The sequence below is a fragment of the Neptunomonas sp. ABH4_499 genome (assembly GCF_056160565.1).
The window spans coordinates 40,062-59,053 of record NZ_JBSWXK010000008.1 but is presented as its reverse complement, the minus strand read 5'-3'; the positions used below and the strand labels follow the sequence as shown (position 1 = coordinate 59,053).

Below are 18,992 nucleotides of genomic sequence, written 5' to 3'. Positions count from 1 at the left end.
GTTATGACTTTACTCCCCCCTAAGGCACAAGCTATGCCCATTACGATCAGACGTAAGATCGTATTACTTGACCCTCATGGCAACTTTACCAAATGGTCACACCTGTTAAGTCATAACAATAAAGAGTGGGATCTGGTCTTACTGGATGACCCCAACGCCTTCCTTAAGCGCTTAAACGAGCAGCCAACGGATGCCATCATATTGGCCTATGACATCAAAACCGCTCTTAAAAACGAGCTGGCTCGCCAAGTTAAAAAGAAGCAACCCAATACTTTGCGATTTCAAGTGGGCATCGCCGCTGAAAGTGGCCGCGAACGCAACCTTAGACAAGCTTTGATGCACCGCACTTTTGAGCACCCCACCGATTACACCGATGTTTTTGCTCAAATAGGCTTCTTGCTAAAACTACACCAAATTCTAAATCGCCCCATGGTGCAAAAGTACCTTGGAGCACGTAAGCACATTAAGCCGCCCGCTCAGCTGGCCATTCAGTTATTTGATGCCGCAGGCTCTTACGAACCTGTCGCTGATGCGCTGAATGTGGTTCTTGAGAAATACAGTCCGCTGACTCAACAAGTGATGCTGTGGGTAAACTCCAAAGCGTTTGTGCACCACTCCAATATATTGGGTACATCGGACCTCGTTAAAAAAGTCGACCCGCGCAAACTCCGAGGATTATTAATACTGGCCTACATCTATCGTGTCTTCCCGATGGCCAAATCGTGGGATGCGTTCTCATTCGAGCAGGTTGTGATGCGCTCTATGGTGGCGGCTCAACTGGCGGAGGAGATCGCAAAAGACGCCAACCTCACCAGCATGGAGCAAGAACAAAGCTATTTAAGTGCTTTGCTGATGGATATTGGTGTATTGATGCTGGCATCGCTGAAACCAGACAGTTACCGCAAAGTACTTCAGCAGGCCGAAGGCCAAAAGCAATCACTGCACACCGCTGAAAAACAGATACTGGGCGTATTTCATGGCGAACTTGGGGCTGCCTTGTTGAATCATTGGTTGATTCCGGCCCGTGTTACAGAATCGGTGTTTTTTCACGCAACACCGAACCTATCGAATGATCAAAAGATGACGCCATTGACCGCAGCCCATGTTGCCGATGCACTGCTGCCTTCCTGCTGGGTGGGCAAAACCCATGAGGGAGAGGATGCGCCTGCAGCACAGATGCGAAGCTCGCTTTCAAATAGCTACCTTGAAAGGATCAAGCACGCATCGAGCTATCACCGATGGGCTCTGCTCGCCCCGAAATACCGGGCCATGCTGCGCGCTTAATGCGGCAGAGTTTGATGGTTTAGCACACTCGGCTTTTATCGATTAATCGGTTTTGATGAAGAGAAAACCATCCACCATCTTACCCTCCACATTGGTCGATTGAGCCCGCCCCCCAGCAGGATACGGCTGCAAGTCAGCGAGAGTTAAACTCATTCAGGCTCGCCCGCCAATTCGCTTTGACCACCTGACGAAGCCCTTTAAAGTTTAACATCTCCCAACTGTCGGCAAGGCTGATATCCCACTTTCGATACCCTTCCCGCTTAGGATGCTTTACGCAGGGTTTTCATTAAGGCTTGGGGACGACTTGCGTGAATGCCAAAAGAGCACGGCAAAGACGGCGAGGCCCACAAGGTTCATCCAAAGCGGTACATGTGGCCACAACAGTGCCAACGCTGCCACACCCGAAATGACACGCAAGATAGGGTTCAACGGCCCCTCTAAATACCCTTCCATAAAGCCGACAAACGCGTACATACCCGCCAAGGCGAAGAAGAAGATCGTAAAGACTTCCGTTAATGATCCGCCAATAAAGTTGGTGTAAGCAAAGAGCACAGGCACCACGTACAAACCTTTGGAAATTTTCCAGGCCATAAAGCCGGTTTTCATAGGCGGTGTACGTGCAATGGCCGCCGCCGCAAAGGCAGTTAAACACACCGGAGGCGTTACGTTGGAATCTTGCGAAAGCCAGAAGATGATCATGTGAGCGGAGAGCAAAATCATCGACAACGTGGTTGGATCAATCGCTTGCTCAAGCAATTGGCCTTTAAAGTCGGATGGGACTTTATCCAGCAAGAGCTGCGCATCCACCGGCGACATCGGGGACGATAGCGCCGCGATTTTATCTGGGTCCACCAGCATAAAGATCATCTTCGCCGCTTCCGGGAGTGCCCCATTGGCCATCATATCGACCAACTGCATCTCGGCTATCAGGTTATACAAAGCCGGTGCCGATAAGGTCGCCAACACGATATAAGCGGCAGTCACCGGTAACCCCATCCCCAACACCAAAGAGGCTAGGGCCACCAAAACCAAGGTGATCAACAGGCTACCGCCTGCCCAATCGGTCACCATCAACGAGAAGGTATTACCAATACCGGTCATGGAAACCACATTGACGACTAAACCAACCGAGATCAGCAAAATGGCGGTCGTGGCCATGTTCTTGGAGCCTTGCGCTAGCGCATCCAGCACATCCTTAACCTTCATTGGGTTCTTGGATAACCAAGAGGAGGCAATCACCGACAAAATCGAAATACCGGCTGCATAGGTCGGCGTAAAACCGTACACTAGCAAGGCCACCAAAACCACCAGCGGTAACAGGAAGTGCCACCCCTCTTTCAGTACCTCTTTAACAGGACGGCTGTCCATCTCGACCGCGTGCGCGTGGCTGCGCATCGCCTCTACGCGCACATAGAACCCGACTGACATAAAGTAGAGTAACGCCGGCAGTGCGGCGATACCGATGATATCGACGTACGGAATCTGCGTGTAAGACGCCATGATAAACGCCCCGGCACCCATAACCGGCGGCATTAATTGCCCGCCCGTGGAGGCGGCCGCTTCAACACCCGCCGCAAAGCGTGCAGGGAAACCGGCGCGTTGCATTAACGGAATGGTAATGACACCGGTCGATACGGTGTTCGCCACGGAGGAGCCAGACACAGACCCCATCAAACCCGAGCCTAAAACCGCCACAAACCCAGGGCCACCAACAAAGCGACCAGCCGCACAACGCGAAAGCTCGATGATAAAATCACCCGCCCCGCTTTTAACCAAAAATGCACCAAACAAGATAAACATGAACACGTAAGTCCATGAAATTCGGGCAATTTGGCCAAACATCCCCTCTGATGAGAAATAGCTTCGGTACATCACGGTTTCAAAGCTTAAGCCCGAGAAACCAAACATCCCATCAATGTATTGCCCCCACCAAAACACATACGTCAGAGCAAACAGTATCAAGGTTGGGATAAACCAGCCCGTGGTACGGCGGGCCAACTCAAGCGCAATCAAGATCGCAACAATCGAAAAGAACCAATCACTGCCAACAAAGGTGACGCCACGATCATAGAGCGCATCTTCAAAGAGCATCAGATACACCACCGATGTGACCGCCAATAGGCCTACACCGATATCAATAGCCAAGATGACTTTATTGCCCGCTAAATGGCCTTTTGCCATGGGGAACATCAAAGCACACATCACAGCAAAACCACCAAAGTGGATGGCCGCAACCCAAAGCTCCGATAGGGTACCCAGTGTGTTGAAATAAATATGAGCGATGGCAAAAAGTACCCCACCCCAGTACAAAAACTGACCCACCGCTCCGTTTTCAGGGCGTTGCGTGGTTTCCAGTTTTTTCAGTTCCGAAGCGGTATCTTGCTCTAACTGCGCAGCATCAGACATCGAGATCACCAAAGAGGATAAAACAGGTAAACTCCCCCAGCCTTGCGCTGGGGGCACTTACGAAACGGTATTACTCTGCGATCAAGCGATCAGGAATAGTAAGACCGGCTTCTTTGAAGTAACGCACCGCACCTGGATGCAGCGGAACAGGCAGACCTGCAATCGCTTTTTCCAGTGACATCGCTTTAGTGGCTTTGTGGATGCCATTTAGGAAAGCCAGGTTTTCGTAGATGGTTTTGGTCAGTTGGTACACATCTTCTTCAGAGACATCAGCGTTTACAGCCAAGAAGTTTGGCTGTGCCATGGTGTTGATCTCTTTAGTTTGACCTGGGTAGGTGTTTGCCGGGATGGTGTAACGCGTCCATAACTCGTATTGGCCATTGGCTTTTTTGATCTGCTCATCGGTAAAGTCTAATACGGTAAGATCACTCCCAAGTGCCGCATAAGCACGGGTAATCGCCGACGTAGGCACACCCGATGGAATGTTCATACCTTCGATGGTTCCGTTTTGCAGAGCATCGGCCGAAGAGCCATAACCCATGTAAGCTAGGTTAAAACCATCCACATCGATACCTAAGTTACCCAAGATGGTACGACCGGAACCTTCTGTACCGGAGTTTTTGCTGCCGATGGAGAATTTTTCGCCTTTAAAACCGGTCATATCTTCGATGTTACCGGTTTTAACGTAACTGGTGCGCACTGCAAATTGCTCTACGTTTTGCCACAGCATGGTCACAGAGCGCAGATTTTTCTGTGGGCCTGATTGAGCCAGCTTGCCTTCACCATCCCACGCCCAAGAGCCGTACAAACCTTGCAGGATCGAGAACTGAGCTTCATTTTCAGCCATCAGTTTGATGTTTTCGCCAGACCCAGCCGAGTTGATGGCCGATAGCGATAAGCCTTGAGTGGGCTCTAATTTCACTTTAGCCAACGTCGCCAGCGCAACGCCTACTGGGTAGAAAGTTCCGCCTGTTGAGGCCGTTGCCAAAATGTAGGAGCGCTTTTCATCGGCCGCCTGTGCAAGTGTGGTCACACCGCTCAGTGTAGATACAGCTACCGCCAAAGAGAGGGATTTAAGCAAAGTACGCTTGCTGATGGTCATTATTGTCACCTTTGTTTTTGTGATTGTTTTTAGAAACAGGTTCAAACTTACTTAGCAGACTCTGCGCCAATTTCCGAAAACAACTTTAAAAACAAACCACTATGACGAAACACAACAAGGCATTGTCTATTTAACGATCTAACATACCTTGAAATCAGCAAAAAATCGCCGATTTCGATCAATCCATAAGCAAAAAATGGCCTATTCATTAACCAAAGCCACTTATCGCTTTTTACCAACACGTTTGATGCATATTGATCGACGTTCATGACGAAAACGCATCAAATCGATCATACAGCGTTTACATAGGCTAATTTTGGCCGATTCGTTGTTGCTCTTACTCTTCCACAAAATCGCCGCGATTCAGGCCATAACGGACCATTTTCTGATTAAGCGTCCTGCGAGGTAAATCCAACTCTTCCATCACCGCTTTGATGTTGCCTTGGTGACGCTTTAAGGTTTCCCGAAGAATACCTGATTCAAATTCAGCGACCTGCACTGATAAAGGCAGCGCCGTTTGAACCGCCCTTGGCTTCGTCGAAAGATGAGCCCGGTCCGTCGCCGATAAAATTGAGGCTACCGACAACTCAGTGTCTAGCGCAAAACGGATCGCGACGTTTTTAAGCTCGCGAACATTACCAGGCCAAGGGTGACTGGCCAGCGCCAGAAGATCGTGATCCGAGACCGGACGCGGCTTGTCATCTCCCCCGCTTTTATTGGAAGCCAAACGCACATAATGACTGAACAGAAGCGGGACATCTTCCATCCGCTCTCGAAGCGGCGGTATGTAGAGTTGCGATACATTCAAACGGTAGAAAAGATCCTCCCGGAAGGATTCATCCAACCGAAGATCCACTTTGGACGCAGCAATCACCCTCACATCGACCGGAATCGACTCATTAGACCCGAGTCGCTCAACAACGCCTTCTTGCAGGGCTCGCAGCATTCGCACCTGTAAAGGCGGCGGCATGCTCTCAATCTCATCCAAGAACAAAGTGCCCTTATCCGCATACTCAAATTTACCGATGCGCTTTTTTGCAGCGCTGGTAAAGGCACCCGCTTCGTGACCGAATAACTCACTTTCCATCAAGCTCTCGGGTATCGCGCCACAGTTGATCGGCACAAAATGCGCCGCATGACGCTGACTCTGCTGATGAAGACATTGGGCGATTAACTCCTTACCCGTACCGGTTTCACCGTAAACAATGACATTGGTATCTAAGCTGGCAAGCTTAAGTAAGTCTTTGCGTAACCGCTGGATCGATGGGCTGATCCCGATGATTTGGGTATCCAAGCCACCTTGCTGGGTGAGCGCCGCTTGAAGGCGGGCATTCTCAAGGATTAATCGACGCTTGTCGCCAGCACGCTGCACGGTTTCGGTTAAGCGCTCCGGCACATAAGGCTTTTCAATGAAATCGTAAGCTCCATCACGCATCGCCTTGATCGCCATATCCACATCTCCGTGGCCGGTCAGCAGCACCACAGGGATACCCGGCATCTCGCGAAGCACTGTATCCAATAAAGCCAAGCCGTCCATCTCGGGCATTCGAACATCGGTAACGACAATCGCTATGCTTTGGCTTTCATACAGTCCTTTTAGGTGTTCAAGCGCCGTCTTTGCCTCCCCAAACGGGCTGACTTTGTATCCGCAGACCTCTAACCACTGTAACGTGGATTCGCGAACCATAGGTTCATCGTCGACCAAAACGACTTCTACACTTACCTGCCCAGCACTCATTAAATCGAAACACTCCTCATCGAAGTTAAAACCTTATTGCCCCGCCACGGCACAGGGTAAAGTGACTTTCATCACTAAGCCCTTCGGCTCATTAGGCGCCACCTGCAATTGCCCACCTAAGTCACGGACAATTTGATCCACAATGGATAAACCCAACCCCAGACCTTTTCCGATCGGCTTAGTGGTGTAAAAAGGCTCAAAGAGATGATCCCATGCCTCTTTTTTAACACCCGGGCCATTATCCGACACCCACACACTGACACGATCACCAAAAGCCTTCATGTCGATTGAAATCCACTTTTCGGGCTGATCGATACTCTCTAGAGCATCGCACGCATTACCGACTAAATTACCGAGCACTTGCTCCAACCTTTGATGATCGCCCATCACGTAGATGGCTGGCGTCGGGGCGTTTTGTTTTAAAGTAATCCCAAGCGATTCGCAACGCGGCCTTAGTTGCTTATCAATTTGAGTCACCACATCCGTAAGGGCAACTTTCTGGGTGGCTTCACGGCCCTTGTAGGCAAAGCTCTTAAGCTGTCCTGTCATGGACGCCATGCGCTCAATCAACTGATCCATAAAGCCTAGGCTTGATTGCACGCGAGCCGCATCAATCGTTCCGACATCAACTAAGCGATGCACAACAGAGACCGAGTTCCGCATCGCCGTCAGTGGCTGGTTTAGCTCGTGAACAACCGCCGTCGACATCCGGCCAAGCGCGGCCATCTTCTCGGACTGAAACAGTTCTTTTTGGGTCGCTTTTAACGCTTCGGTGCGCTCCACCACCTTATGTTCAAGCGATTCATTCATTTCACGCAGCGCATGCTCAAGGCGCTTTCGTCGTGATATATCAATAATGGTGGCCAAGTATCGGTCACTTTGTCCTTGCCCGAGCGGGTAGAGCGAAAACATCATAGGAAACGTAGAGCCATCGGCGCGTCGACCCACAATTTCATAAGCCGAAATCGGGGCAAACTCTTGTTGGCCCAGCATTTTTAACCAGCGATCCAGCGGTTCAAATTGCTCGAGATCATCAAACAGTTCCGACAAGAATTTGTCTTTTACTAAGGCTTGCGACACCCCAAAGAGGCGCATCACCGCATTATTGATGAACTCAATCCGGCCATCGCTTGCGACCGTGATCAACCCCACCTGTGCGGTATTGATGATCTTTCGCTGGCGCTGTTCACTGTCAAGGTGCGCTCTCATCGTCTCACGTTGGGAGCGCCGTTTTAGCCGGGCTTCGCGCAAGTACAGGGCTAACAGCACCAAGACTAACAGCGTCCCCGCCATCGCCAATGCCCGTCCTAAAGCAACGGATTGCAAGTGATCCATCGGGATAAGCACACCGACAAACCAGTTAAGGTCATCCAACTTTACCTTGTTCACCAACCAAAGACGCCCTTCGCGCTTGAGCGTATCCACCCACAAGTCACCGGCTGCCATCGAGGTTAAATCCACCAATGGCCACGCTTCGGATTGATCAAACATCGCACTGGTCAGCAGTAAGCGTCCTTCGTGATCACTGACATAAAAGCTCAACTCCGAAGAGAGCTGCTCTCGTAGCGTTGCGACTTTTAAACGTAGCACCGCAACACCTAAGAATGACTGATTCGCATAGATCGGTGCCGATAAGTAGTAAGCAGGCTGACGGGTGTCGGGGTCGGTGACCAAGTAAGGGCCTTGTTCACTTTTTTGGGCGCCTTTAAAAAAGGACGCATGGGCGTACCGGTCTGGCTCAAGGCTCGCCTCTTCACGCCAATTACTAAACGCGCGCACTTGGCCATGTTTATCCATGATCATCAAGGCGGCAGAACCTGCGATCAGATTGGTCTGCTCAAGGTAGCGACTGACCCGAAAATGGTTAGTCTCGTCCGGTGAGAGCAACAAGCGCTGCACGTCTCGATTTTGTGAGAGCAAAAACGGCAGATAGCGGAATTGATCCACCGCAACCCGCAATGAACGTATGGTTTCAAGCAGCTGCTCTGAAGCAACTTGATGATAGTTTTCAAGCTCCTGAGTTTTGCTGAACCGGTAGGTCTGCCAACTGAGCAAAACTCCAACCACGATAATCAGAGCACCCCACAAACGGGCTCGTTTTACACTCTTTTCGGTCACGAACGGTGCCTTATTGTTACTCAGCGTGATGAAAGTACAACTGTGTTCAGCCTATTCGTTGAAAGCGCGGGGTATGTCATAATGAGCGCCCTTTTTTCAACGCTTATGAGCTTATCACGACCATGACAACGAATATAATCGCATATCAAGGCTATCCGGGTGCTTACTCTCACCTTTCTTGTCGCCATGTTCACCCAGAGATGGATGCACATGCCTGCAACAGCTTTAGCGATGCAATGTTTATGGTCGAGCGCGGCGAAGCCGACTTAGCGATGATCCCGCTGGAAAATTCAACCGCTGGACGTGTAGAAGAGATCTACCGCTTGATGCCAAAAACCCAATTGCACATCATTGATGAGCACTTTGAGCCGGTGAATCATTGCTTATTGGTCCGCCCAGGCACAAAAGCCGAAGATTTAAAAACCATCTCATCCCACCCGCAAGCACTGGCTCAGTGTGATGGACACATTCGTGAGATGGGATTAACGCAAATTGCGCACCTTGATACGGCCGGTTCCGCCGAAGAGCTATCAAACCGCAATGACCACTCCCATGCAGCCATCGCCTCAAGCCTAGCGGCAGAACTGTATGGCCTTGAGGTACTGCGCGAGCATTTCCAAGACAAAGCGGGCAATACCACGCGCTTCATTATTTTGGCACGCGATAGCCACATGCCAAAACTGGAACCAGGTGTCACCTTTATGACTACGGTCATGTTTACGGTACGCAACATTCCGGCCGCTCTCTATAAAGCGCTTGGCGGATTCGCGACCAACGGCGTCAACATGGTGAAACTCGAGAGTTATATGGCATCTGATACGATGCAAGCGGCCAGCTTCCATTTAGATGTGATCGGTCATCCGCACCAACAGTCGATGAAGTACGCCCTTCAAGAGTTGGACTTTTTTGCCAAGGAGGTCCGGGTTATCGGGACCTACCCTGCACATCCGTTTCGCTTCAAGCCCGGATCAGCGATTGACGCTTAACTGAAACTCAATTGCAGTGCACAAACTCAATTTTTGAACATTTTTTCACCAGAAATCCCTTGTGAAACAATGCTCTAAAATACCCAGTACTAAAGTACTATTGTGCACCGCACAATAAAATCCAATAGTGAACATCGATAGACTATCGTGTTGCGCCTCTTCACGATGACTCTTCTATCACATCCCTACTTTTCAACTCTGGCTATTTTTGAGTTGTCTTTTTTCCACCCCTGCCCTGCAGGGGTTTTTTTATGCTTACCACTGGTGCTTGATGACAATTTAAGCAGTTGTTATCAATGCGTTATTTTTTCTATTATTTTTAGAAAAAAGGCTTGATCTTAAAAAATCACTTCATTAATATACGCCGCACTTAAGCAGTGCCGGTATAGCTCAGTTGGTAGAGCAACTGACTTGTAATCAGTAGGTCCCGAGTTCGACTCTTGGTGCCGGCACCACTTTTACCCTCCTGCTTGTTGATTCTCCTCACTTTTTTATTTATCTACTTTCACTTATGCTCATGTAGACACTTACATGGAAGCTATTGTGATGCACACACCTTCACCCATTACGCTGTTACCAAATCCGCCCTCTTTGAACCGTAAGGATGACCACCCTATCCTTGAATCCAAGGCGGAATATCAAAAACGACTTAAAAAGTGGCAGAAGCGATTACTGACCGTGCAGCAGGCGTATTTTCATCAGAAACGCCGAGCCCTAATCGTGATGGAAGGTTGGGACGCAGCCGGTAAAGGGGGCGCCATCCGACGCATCACCGAAAAACTCGACCCTCGTGGCTTTACCGTTTACCCCATCAGTGCACCCACACCGTCCGAGCAAGGCAAACACTATCTGTATCGCTTTCAAACCAAGCTCCCTGCGCCTGGGCACATCGCGATATTCGATCGATCTTGGTACGGGAGGGTGTTAGTAGAACGTGTAGAGCAGTTTGCATCCCCCAACGAGTGGCAACGCGCCTATCAAGAGATAAACGAGTTTGAACGTATGCTGCTGGATGATAACGCCCGCATCATAAAGTTGTTCCTGAACATCACACCTGAAGAGCAACTCAAGCGTTTTACTGAACGCTTGGAGAACCCTCTTAAACGCTGGAAACTCACCCAAGAGGACATCCGCAATCGCCAGCGCTGGCATCAATACGAAGAAGCCATTAACGACATGTTCGCTTACACCTCGACCACCAAAGCACCTTGGCAGCCTATTTCGGCCGACCATAAATGGTACACCCGTGTCGAGGTATTAAAGACCATCGTTAAACAGCTAGAAGAAGGCGTCGATCTGACACCCCCTCGCATTGATCCGGATGTTTTAGCATCCGCAAGGGAGCATCTGGATTTCGATATGAAGATCGATTGAACCTAAAGCGATTCAATCGGCGTGATTAACGGCTTACTCTCTAAGTAGGCCGCAATATTATCGAGTACTAATTGACTCATCGCCTCACGTGTTTCATGCGTACCGCTGGCCGTGTGTGGCGATAGCACGACATTAAATTCGGGAATCGAGCCTGCAAACTTGCATCTGCCCCTGTTGAGGCATTGGTTACCAGCACATCAAACGCATCGGCGTTTTCGTTAATGAACGCTTCGGGGTCTTCTTGCTCCCACAAACGGACGGTATTGAACTGGTCCTTTAGTGCGTTGTTTAGCGAGTCGGATATTGAAGCTACCTGTAAGACACGATCCATGACACTCTCGTTATTTTTTATATAGACTCAAACAAAGTATGATGTCATACAAATTAACAGTGAGTTGCATCGATCAATGCAATCCAGATCGTTTTTAAGACATTAAGGATCTATGGTGTAGCTGCGACGAAGGTCACCAAAGGTTCGAATCCAATAACCGTTATCTTGCACGGCTTTGGGTAGCGTCTTGGCGACCGCTTTACTGGTCCGGTTATTCGGGTAGTCGCCATACAGCAACACGTATTTCTCGGCCCCATCTTGAGCGACGTGAATAAAATAGGCTGATTCCTGAAGCTGGTGCTCTTGGATAAACTTCATCATGCCATCTGGCTGACTGGCTTGGACCAGTTGAATCGCATAACGCATATTAGGTTGCTTATTGATCCAATTAGCCGAACGCTGAAAAGCCTTGGCATCTAACGGAATACTCTGCTCAGAGGCTACAGGCATTGTCGACTCTGATTGCGAACTGGTCGAAACAGCCGCTTTTTCGGACTGAGCTTTTACCGTGTTAGCATCGTTATCAATGGCTACAACAGCCTGATCCAGATCACTGGCGGCCAAAATACTGGCCGCTTCTGGTACCGTATCTTCTAAAACATCCGATGATTCAGGCTGTGAAACAGACTCTACTACCTTATCCAGTTCAGACTCCTGATCCAGCTTTTGAGGCTCTGATTCCTCAATGGTGGCCACATCGACCACTTTAAAGTGACCCGTTGATGATTGCGCATCCAAAGGTTCTGCTTGCTCATCATCAGATGAGAACGAGAGCTTGCTCATCATCCGCTTAAAGAACCCAGGTTCCTTATTTTGGGGCTCTTCAAGGTGGACGTGCGGTGCGAGTGTGTCGGATTCTGCGTTGACGGACTCATCCACAATAGCAGGACTTGGGGACACAACCTCAACACTGGACGGCTCTTTCGCAAGACCAGTATCTGGTAAATCATTCGCTTCTACCGATGCGATCACAGGCTCGTTGGACTCTATGACGGTAACCGTCTCCACAACGGGTGCGGGCTTTTGATCCTTTAATGGCTCGGCTGGAGTAGCCTCAACTAAACTCTGCGACTCATCGACAATCACTGATGACTCAGATGCCATAACCTCTTCACTTAGAGAGGGCTCTTCAACCACAGACGGTTTCGATGTTTCCACAACGACCGCTTCATTTTGCGTTGGAGCATCCGACACTACAGGTTTAGGCGGTTTAGATTCAGAGGCGGTTTCCATCTTGATGCGGATGCGGGTGATGAGCTCTTGGCTTTTCTCAAAACCGGCTTGCGAGCCAAATTGAGCAAGCTGAAGCGCCTTGTCCCAATCCTTTTCAACCCCCAAACCATAGTAATAAAGCTCAGCTAAGCGATGATTCGCGTAAAGGTTTCCACCTGCGGCCGCACGTTCGAATAACTTTGCACTGCTTTGCGCGTCGGTATCTTCTAATAAGATACCTAACGATAATTCTGCGTCATGATTACCTTTAGACGCAGAACGATTTAACCAGCGGACACCTGTTGTAATGTCTTGCTTGGCGCCTTGGCCTTCCAACAACATTAATGCCACTTTAAATTCGGATTGCTCATGCCCTTGCATGGCTGCATTACAATACCACTGGTATGCACGAACCGGATCTACCGGCCCCGCCTGACCAAACTCAAAGCGTTGACCAAGAGCGTAGCTTTGCGATGCAGATTGCTCCGAGAAGGGCTGATTGAGGCCATCGGGACGACAGGTCAACGGGTTGTCTTTTGCAGAAATAGCCACCGCACCAGACAAAACAATACAAGAGCTTAAAAGGGCTATACCTGTGATACGAGAAGGACGCACTACACCTGTTCCTGCCAATAGGTTTAAACACTAAAGAATATTCAGTTTAAACCAAAAAGATGAAAGTACATTGAGTGTATCGCAACACACGTGACTTTCAAGTCAGCATTCGTGAACTCCTTTAAAAATCAATCCATTGCACTCGAGATGTAAAATCCCTCGATACTCACCGTCTCCAATAGCAGACATTTCAAACATAACTTTCTGGTACTTTTTATGCGGACTTTATTCGCTTGCGCTGGCCGTCTTTTCAAATATAGAATGAAATTCATTATCATTAACATTTAGATAATGATATTCATATGAAATTAGACAACGACATTGACAAGCCAGAAGGAGAGCCAGATGTCCCATCAATTTCCAGCACTGCCATACGAGTACAATGCATTAGAGCCGTACATTGATGCTAAAACAATGGAAGTGCATTACAGCAAACACCACAAAACCTATTACGATAAATTCATGGCCGCCATTAAAGGCAGCGACCTTGAAAACCAATCACTGGAAACCATTTTTTCTGGGATCTCCTCACAGTCTAAAGCGGTACGCAATAACGGCGGCGGCTACTACAACCACATTGTTTACTGGGAATGCATGTCACCCAACGGTGGTGGAGAGCCCGTAGGTACGGTTGCTAAAGAAATTGAGAAGACGTTTGGTAACTTCGAGGCGTTTAAAGAAGAGTTTGCCCAAGCTGCAATCAACACCTTCGGCTCTGGTTTTGCTTGGTTAGTCGTTGCTGATGGCGCTTTAAAGATCGCCTCCACCAGCAACCAAGACAACCCATTAATGGATGTAGCCGATGTAAAAGGCACTCCAATTCTCGCGCTGGATGTGTGGGAGCACGCTTACTACATTAGTTATCAGAACCGTCGTCCCGAGTACATTGATGCTTGGTGGAACGTCGTTGATTGGTCTGCGGTAGAAGCTAAGTACCAAGAAGCCGTATCGGCTTAAGCCTTATACTTTGCGGGGGTTAAACACCCCGCTTTTAACATTCTTTATCGCCTTCTTCTATTCTGCTGCGCCCTCTTTTATTTACCTCTTTTTCTTACATCAAGAACTCTCCCTTCTTAGGCTTATTGAGCCCAACCCGCTTAACATTTCTTAACAAACAAGCCGTTTTTTTGATGCTGCGTAAAGTTGAGTAAAGCCCATTAAGCCCTGCGCAGTAAGACAATACACTTACACAAATATGATAACGAGTCTCATTTACCTACGGCCTTCAAGGAGGGCTCTTATGCTTGGACGTTTGCGCACAACCACTGTATTTGCACTTTTTACCAGCGGCGTGCATTTGATCTATCATGCCGATTCCATCGAACTGCGCATCGAACTGCCCGATTACGAGTTAAAAATGGCTGCACCACAACTGAGCCGATGGGATATCATTCCTAACGATGCATTGTTGGATTATGTGCATCCACACTTATCGGTGACGACAAACCAGGGTAAGCCACTCACACTGAACGTGCTGCCCATCACCAGCCGAATGGATGAAGACGGTAATCGCGATCGGATCTATCAACTTTGTTTTTCGGCAGATACGACACCAACCGATTGGCCTCTGACGCTCAACTACGATGGCATCAAGCAGGGTGATGAACCACAAAACCTACGTATGGTTAATGCAGGATTTTGACCAAGCTATTTTTGCCGATCACCCCACCCTTGTGGACGTTATTCGCTACCAACACACAACGGTCACATTGGAGCACTCGCCCTCCTCGCTTCGAGGACTCAGCACACTCTCTATCATGGGGGCGCATCACATTCTGAATGGCTTGGACCATCTTGCGTTCTTAGTGGGTTTATTGTGGCTCTGTATTAAAAGGGCCTCACATCAAAAGGCAAGCCGCCCACTGTGGCTCGAGAGCATCAGCATCATCACGGCCTTTAGCCTAGGACACTCCATCAGCTTTGCCGCCACCGTATTGGGTATGGTGTCACTGCCTGTCAACTGGATAGAGATCGCCGTTGCAGCAACGCTAATCGTGACGGGTGGCTCCCTTTTGAAAAAACAGCAACGGATTGCCCTTAAGTTTGAATGTTTCCTAGCTCTGTTTTTTGGTGTGATACATGGAATGGCCTTTTCTGAGGTCTTTACCGAAATGTCGCTTAAAGGCGCTCAGTTAATCACCGCTTTGCTGAGTTTCAACCTTGGCATAGAGGCAATTCAGATCATCATTGCGTGCATTGCATTGCCTTTAATTAAAGCAACGGTGCGTCTTAGCGCCTTTGATAGCCTATCCAAAGTAACTGGCATGCTCATCTTGCTATCAGGGCTTATGTGGCTGATCGAACGAGCCTTAGGCTGAACACTCCCTATAGAGGCATTTGCTACAGCAACACCGCTTTTTTGGATTTTGGAGTATCTAGCACTGATAGCTGTGCTCGCTCTGTGGCTTAGGTATTACGCAAAGCAGCGTGTCACAGAAAACCCAACGAGCTGACCCTAAGATTGAGCCTGCCTATGGAAGGCTTGCTCAATCTCGTTCAGCATCCAGTTAATCTCTTGTAAGGTCAGCGCCTGGTGGCAAGGAAACTGGATCAGATGGGCCGATAAGTCCACACTGTGCGCACACACATCTTCGTTAATCGAAAGGTCTAACAATTCACCAAAACGCCAAATCGGCACCCCAGCCATTTTGAGTTCATGAAACACGCTCTGCAGTGACTCCACATACAGTGGATAGACCAGAGGAATCGCCCCCTCTGGCAAGGTGTTATAGAGCGGTCTAGCGCCCGGCAGTTGAGATAACCGATCATGAAGTATTTGATAGTTTTGTCGTCTCGCATCACACAACTGTTGTTGCTTAGCATGCGAAATCACCCATTTAGAGGCTTTAGACATCGACTTGTGAATCCAAGCGCTGTCTAAACCAAACCCGCCCTCTGACGAGGCTGGCGCTTTAAAGCTTTGTTGGCGCTCCGCCCCCATGCAACGCTTAGCGCATTTCCAAAGCGCTTCCTTAAGCTGAATAGCCAACTTAAGGCCCTTCCCTACAAGCCCCAAGCGACGGTAATGAACCGCTTTCTCGACCAAATTGATCGCGCTTTTAAGCTCGAACGCTCGGCCCACGCCTTCCAAGGAGATGGCCGATAAATCATGCTGAGCACTGGCCAGAATACCGCCATCCAAATTAGGGAAAAACTTCATGCTGCTGGCAATGGCGTAATCCCCTACCGTTCCAACGACGGCATCCGAGTTGCCTCCCAAAAACGCATGAGCACAGTCTTCGATCAAAATGAGATTGTGCTGATCACACCAGTCTCGAATTGGCTTAATGTTTTGCATCACCCCGAAATAGTGCGTAATCAAAACAGCTTTTGTGTTGTCAGTGCGTTTAGCGGCAAGATCCTCAAAATCGACCGACGCATCACGGGTAATTTTAAAGAATACCGGGGTCGCATCACGCCATAACGTCGGCGAGATCATGGATTCGCAGTGATAGGCCGGTATCAAAACCTCGTCACCTTTTTGCACGCCAACCTGCTCTAACGCCAAAGCAATAGCGGCACGCCCGCTTGTAACCCAGCGAAGATGAGGATTTTGTAAGATGGAGGGCTCTTGCTTAAGGCTCGACGTTTTAAGTGTATAACCACGCCCAGACAACAAAGGCGTTAAAGGTACCTTTGGATAGGGATACTGAGCAAAACCAGCAATGATCTCTTCGCGTGTGGGAGTGCCAACATCATCATTGGGTTGGGGTTGTTCAGGATGAGAAGATAAAGAGGAGCTCATCGAAGATCGCCTTCCTAGCCATCGTTAATCGGAAACCTAAAAACAGTCCTGTAAGGTGCCGTGTAAAACACAAGTGTTCATGATACCACTGTCTGATAAAAAACGAAGACACTTGTCGTTAATGACGGATAAAAGCGACAGAAACAAAAAAGCCGACTCAATGGTCGGCTTTTTACGGGAGTGATCGATTAGTTAACGAAAGCAATCAGCTGAGGCTCACCCAACTTAAAATCCAATGCCATTGTCACGCTTAGCGCAGTAATGGTAATGATTGAGAAGATGAAAACCTGCTTTGCCCAACGGTTGATATCAATGTCCAAACGGTAACCACTGACTGCCATTGCCAGCCACCACAGGCTGGTTGCACACGCGACTAATAGGAAACCAACACCCGTGTAACCTGAGATAGGTAACAGCAATGTCGTTAAACCAAAGACAGCAATGTACAAAACGATGTGGCGTTTCGCTTTCGAAAGACCTTCTGCAACGGGCAACACAGGGATACCGGCTGCTTCATAATCTTTAAAACGAAAGATAGCAATCGCGTATGAATGTGGCATTTGCCAGATACAGAACATCAACAGCAGGATCGCTGCCGCTGAATCAAACTGACCGGTTACAGCGCAATACCCTACAACAGGCGGTACCGCACCCGACAAACTGCCCACCAAGGTGCCGTATACGGAATGACGTTTCATGTAGAGGCTGTAGATACCTACATACACGACATAGCCAAGCGCCGCAAAACCGACAGCTACCCAATTGGTCATCACAATCAACAGCGCAAAACCAGCAACCCCAAGCGCCAAACCAAGCAACAAAGCGGCTTGGCCAGAAACGGCTCCGGTTACGGTTACACGGTTACGCGTACGCTGCATTTTGGCATCAATATCTCGGTCAATGAAGTTATTCACTGCACAACCGGATGCCACTACCAAGGACAAACCCAACACTGTCGTAAAAAACAGCGCCCAGTTGATATCACCTTGCGCGGCCATGAAAAAACCACCGGCTACGGAGACTAAATTCCCCATAATAATGCCGGGCTTTGTGGCTTTTACATATTTCTGAACCGACTTACTCAACATGTTGCTCACTCCAGTGCGGCCCAGTGGAATCCACCGGGCCGCGCGTCTCTTTAGTACATCATCATTGCGTTAGCTTCGTAGATGATCCAGACCGACAGGCCTACAACCATCACGATAACCAGCGCCGTGAAGATGAAAGACAATGTATCCATGCGACCGTCTTCGGTAGTGAAGGTCAGATGCAAGAAGTACTTCAAGTGTACGATGATCTGAACAATTGCCATTACCAGAATAACGGCTACCGTCGTCGGCTTATCGAACGCTTCGGTCATCACTGCCCAGAAAGGGATCGCCGTCAGAAAAACTGAGAGGACGAAACCAATCAAGTAGTCTTTAACTGAACCGTGACCGTGTTCTTCATGAGAATGATTGCTCATTACATAGCCCCCATCAGATAAACAACGGTGAATACACAGATCCAAACAATGTCCAAGAAGTGCCAGAACAAGCTCAGGCAACCCAGACGAGTCACTGTGCGGTCACCCAGACCACGTTTGCTCACTTCAAACATCATCAGAGCCATCCAGATTAGACCGGATGTTACGTGCAGACCGTGAAGACCAACCAACGAGAAGAAGGCAGTCAGGAATGCACTTTCCCCTGGACCGTTACCGTGAACAATCAGGTGATGGAATTCATAGATTTCCATCGCGATGAAGAGCGCACCCAATACGAAGGTTACTGCTAACCACGTCAAAGTGCCTTTACGGTCCTTTTTGTGAGCGCAGATCAACGCAAAGCCGTACGTGATACTACTGAACAAGAGAGCAGCGGTTTCATACGCTACGAAATCAAGTTCGAAGATATCTTTACCCGATACACCACCGGCTGTGTTCATAAAGAGCACAGCATACGTCGCAAAGAACGACGCGAAGATGATGCAGTCGGTCATCAGGTACAACCAGAAACCTAGAATCGTATTACGACCGGTATCGTGGTGTTCGTCGTGTGCATGATGATCATCATGCGCAGTCATATGTGTTGTACTCATTG

General features: G+C 49.0%; 16 protein-coding genes and 1 tRNA gene. 7 read left to right on the top strand and 10 right to left on the bottom strand.

Annotated elements, in window-relative coordinates; all coding sequences use genetic code 11:
- Positions 1-3: 3 nt before the first annotated feature.
- Positions 4-1,284: an HDOD domain-containing protein gene (locus ACXAF9_RS09990; protein WP_475073542.1), complete on the top strand. Its 1,281-nt coding sequence runs from the start codon at positions 4-6 to the stop codon at positions 1,282-1,284.
- A 270-nt stretch (positions 1,285-1,554) separates the two neighbouring features.
- Here ACXAF9_RS09990 and ACXAF9_RS09985 read toward each other — a convergent pair whose 3' ends face one another.
- The 4 genes from ACXAF9_RS09985 to ACXAF9_RS09970 form a co-directional block, all read right to left on the bottom strand.
- Entirely contained in the window at positions 1,555-3,690 is a 2,136-nt protein-coding gene (locus tag ACXAF9_RS09985) for a TRAP transporter permease (RefSeq protein ID WP_475073540.1), read from the bottom strand.
- A 70-nt stretch (positions 3,691-3,760) separates the two neighbouring features.
- Complete coding sequence (locus ACXAF9_RS09980) at positions 3,761-4,792, bottom strand: TAXI family TRAP transporter solute-binding subunit (protein ID WP_475073538.1); 1,032 nt, start codon at positions 4,790-4,792, stop codon at positions 3,761-3,763.
- Positions 4,793-5,129: 337 nt separating this feature from the next.
- A complete protein-coding gene (locus ACXAF9_RS09975; RefSeq protein ID WP_475073536.1) occupies positions 5,130-6,530 on the bottom strand; it encodes a sigma-54-dependent transcriptional regulator in 1,401 nt (466 codons plus the stop codon).
- 33 nt (positions 6,531-6,563) lie between these two features.
- Positions 6,564-8,648, bottom strand: a complete 2,085-nt coding sequence (locus tag ACXAF9_RS09970) for a sensor histidine kinase (protein WP_475073534.1) — start codon at positions 8,646-8,648, stop codon at positions 6,564-6,566.
- A 122-nt stretch (positions 8,649-8,770) separates the two neighbouring features.
- Between ACXAF9_RS09970 and ACXAF9_RS09965 the strand changes: the two genes are divergently transcribed.
- From ACXAF9_RS09965 to ACXAF9_RS09955, 3 genes are all read left to right on the top strand, one after another.
- On the top strand, positions 8,771-9,634 hold the full coding sequence (locus ACXAF9_RS09965) for a prephenate dehydratase (RefSeq protein ID WP_475073532.1): 864 nt from the start codon (positions 8,771-8,773) through the stop codon (positions 9,632-9,634).
- A gap of 379 nt (positions 9,635-10,013) precedes the next feature.
- A tRNA-Thr gene (locus ACXAF9_RS09960) sits at positions 10,014-10,089 on the top strand.
- Between the two features lie 76 nt (positions 10,090-10,165).
- The gene (locus ACXAF9_RS09955) at positions 10,166-11,008 is read left to right on the top strand and encodes a polyphosphate kinase 2 family protein (protein WP_475073530.1); all 843 of its coding nucleotides are present in this window, start codon (positions 10,166-10,168) and stop codon (positions 11,006-11,008) included.
- Positions 11,009-11,084: 76 nt separating this feature from the next.
- Here the strand turns inward: ACXAF9_RS09955 and ACXAF9_RS09950 are convergent, their stop codons facing one another.
- A complete protein-coding gene (locus tag ACXAF9_RS09950) occupies positions 11,085-11,339 on the bottom strand; it encodes a hypothetical protein (protein ID WP_475073529.1) in 255 nt (84 codons plus the stop codon).
- 102 nt (positions 11,340-11,441) lie between these two features.
- Positions 11,442-13,166 carry a hypothetical protein gene (locus ACXAF9_RS09945; RefSeq protein ID WP_475073527.1) on the bottom strand — a complete coding sequence of 575 codons (1,725 nt, stop codon included), beginning with the start codon at positions 13,164-13,166 and terminating at the stop codon, positions 11,442-11,444.
- A gap of 345 nt (positions 13,167-13,511) precedes the next feature.
- Here ACXAF9_RS09945 and ACXAF9_RS09940 point away from each other — a divergent pair, with 345 nt between their 5' ends.
- The 3 genes from ACXAF9_RS09940 to ACXAF9_RS09930 all read left to right on the top strand — a co-directional run bounded on the left by ACXAF9_RS09940 (position 13,512) and on the right by ACXAF9_RS09930 (position 15,484).
- Positions 13,512-14,123, top strand: a complete 612-nt coding sequence (locus ACXAF9_RS09940; protein WP_475073525.1) for a superoxide dismutase — start codon at positions 13,512-13,514, stop codon at positions 14,121-14,123.
- A 283-nt stretch (positions 14,124-14,406) separates the two neighbouring features.
- Positions 14,407-14,808, top strand: coding sequence for a hypothetical protein (locus ACXAF9_RS09935; RefSeq protein WP_475073523.1), 402 nt, complete (start codon positions 14,407-14,409; stop codon positions 14,806-14,808).
- The gene (locus ACXAF9_RS09930; protein ID WP_475073520.1) at positions 14,768-15,484 is read left to right on the top strand and encodes a HupE/UreJ family protein; all 717 of its coding nucleotides are present in this window, start codon (positions 14,768-14,770) and stop codon (positions 15,482-15,484) included. Before ACXAF9_RS09935 ends, ACXAF9_RS09930 begins: the two co-directional genes overlap by 41 nt.
- Before the next feature lie 137 nt (positions 15,485-15,621).
- Here the strand turns inward: ACXAF9_RS09930 and ACXAF9_RS09925 are convergent, their stop codons facing one another.
- From ACXAF9_RS09925 to cyoC, 4 genes are all read right to left on the bottom strand, one after another.
- Positions 15,622-16,911: an aminotransferase class I/II-fold pyridoxal phosphate-dependent enzyme gene (locus tag ACXAF9_RS09925; protein ID WP_475073517.1), complete on the bottom strand. Its 1,290-nt coding sequence runs from the start codon at positions 16,909-16,911 to the stop codon at positions 15,622-15,624.
- Positions 16,912-17,099: 188 nt separating this feature from the next.
- Complete coding sequence (gene cyoE / locus ACXAF9_RS09920) at positions 17,100-17,999, bottom strand: heme o synthase (protein ID WP_475073514.1); 900 nt, start codon at positions 17,997-17,999, stop codon at positions 17,100-17,102.
- A 50-nt stretch (positions 18,000-18,049) separates the two neighbouring features.
- Complete coding sequence (cyoD, locus tag ACXAF9_RS09915; protein WP_475073511.1) at positions 18,050-18,376, bottom strand: cytochrome o ubiquinol oxidase subunit IV; 327 nt, start codon at positions 18,374-18,376, stop codon at positions 18,050-18,052.
- Positions 18,376-18,990, bottom strand: coding sequence for a cytochrome o ubiquinol oxidase subunit III (gene cyoC, locus ACXAF9_RS09910; RefSeq protein WP_475073508.1), 615 nt, complete (start codon positions 18,988-18,990; stop codon positions 18,376-18,378). The genes cyoD and cyoC overlap by 1 nt, the downstream gene beginning before the upstream one ends.
- Between the last annotated feature and the right edge of the window lie 2 nt (positions 18,991-18,992).

Bases quoted from the DNA above. Each gene is read 5' to 3' on its own strand.
- ACXAF9_RS09940 (WP_475073525.1), top strand. From the start codon at position 13,512: ATGTCCCATCAATTTCCAGCACTGCCATACGAGTACAATGCATTAGAG.
- ACXAF9_RS09925 (WP_475073517.1), bottom strand. From the start codon at position 16,911: ATGAGCTCCTCTTTATCTTCTCATCCTGAACAACCCCAACCCAATGAT.
- ACXAF9_RS09935 (WP_475073523.1), top strand. From the start codon at position 14,407: ATGCTTGGACGTTTGCGCACAACCACTGTATTTGCACTTTTTACCAGC.
- ACXAF9_RS09980 (WP_475073538.1), bottom strand. From the start codon at position 4,792: ATGACCATCAGCAAGCGTACTTTGCTTAAATCCCTCTCTTTGGCGGTA.
- ACXAF9_RS09955 (WP_475073530.1), top strand. From the start codon at position 10,166: ATGGAAGCTATTGTGATGCACACACCTTCACCCATTACGCTGTTACCA.
- ACXAF9_RS09965 (WP_475073532.1), top strand. From the start codon at position 8,771: ATGACAACGAATATAATCGCATATCAAGGCTATCCGGGTGCTTACTCT.
- cyoD (WP_475073511.1), bottom strand. From the start codon at position 18,376: ATGAGCAATCATTCTCATGAAGAACACGGTCACGGTTCAGTTAAAGAC.
- ACXAF9_RS09990 (WP_475073542.1), top strand. From the start codon at position 4: ATGACTTTACTCCCCCCTAAGGCACAAGCTATGCCCATTACGATCAGA.
- ACXAF9_RS09975 (WP_475073536.1), bottom strand. From the start codon at position 6,530: ATGAGTGCTGGGCAGGTAAGTGTAGAAGTCGTTTTGGTCGACGATGAA.
- ACXAF9_RS09985 (WP_475073540.1), bottom strand. From the start codon at position 3,690: ATGTCTGATGCTGCGCAGTTAGAGCAAGATACCGCTTCGGAACTGAAA.
- ACXAF9_RS09950 (WP_475073529.1), bottom strand. From the start codon at position 11,339: ATGGATCGTGTCTTACAGGTAGCTTCAATATCCGACTCGCTAAACAAC.
- ACXAF9_RS09930 (WP_475073520.1), top strand. From the start codon at position 14,768: ATGAACCACAAAACCTACGTATGGTTAATGCAGGATTTTGACCAAGCT.
- cyoC (WP_475073508.1), bottom strand. From the start codon at position 18,990: ATGAGTACAACACATATGACTGCGCATGATGATCATCATGCACACGAC.
- cyoE (WP_475073514.1), bottom strand. From the start codon at position 17,999: ATGTTGAGTAAGTCGGTTCAGAAATATGTAAAAGCCACAAAGCCCGGC.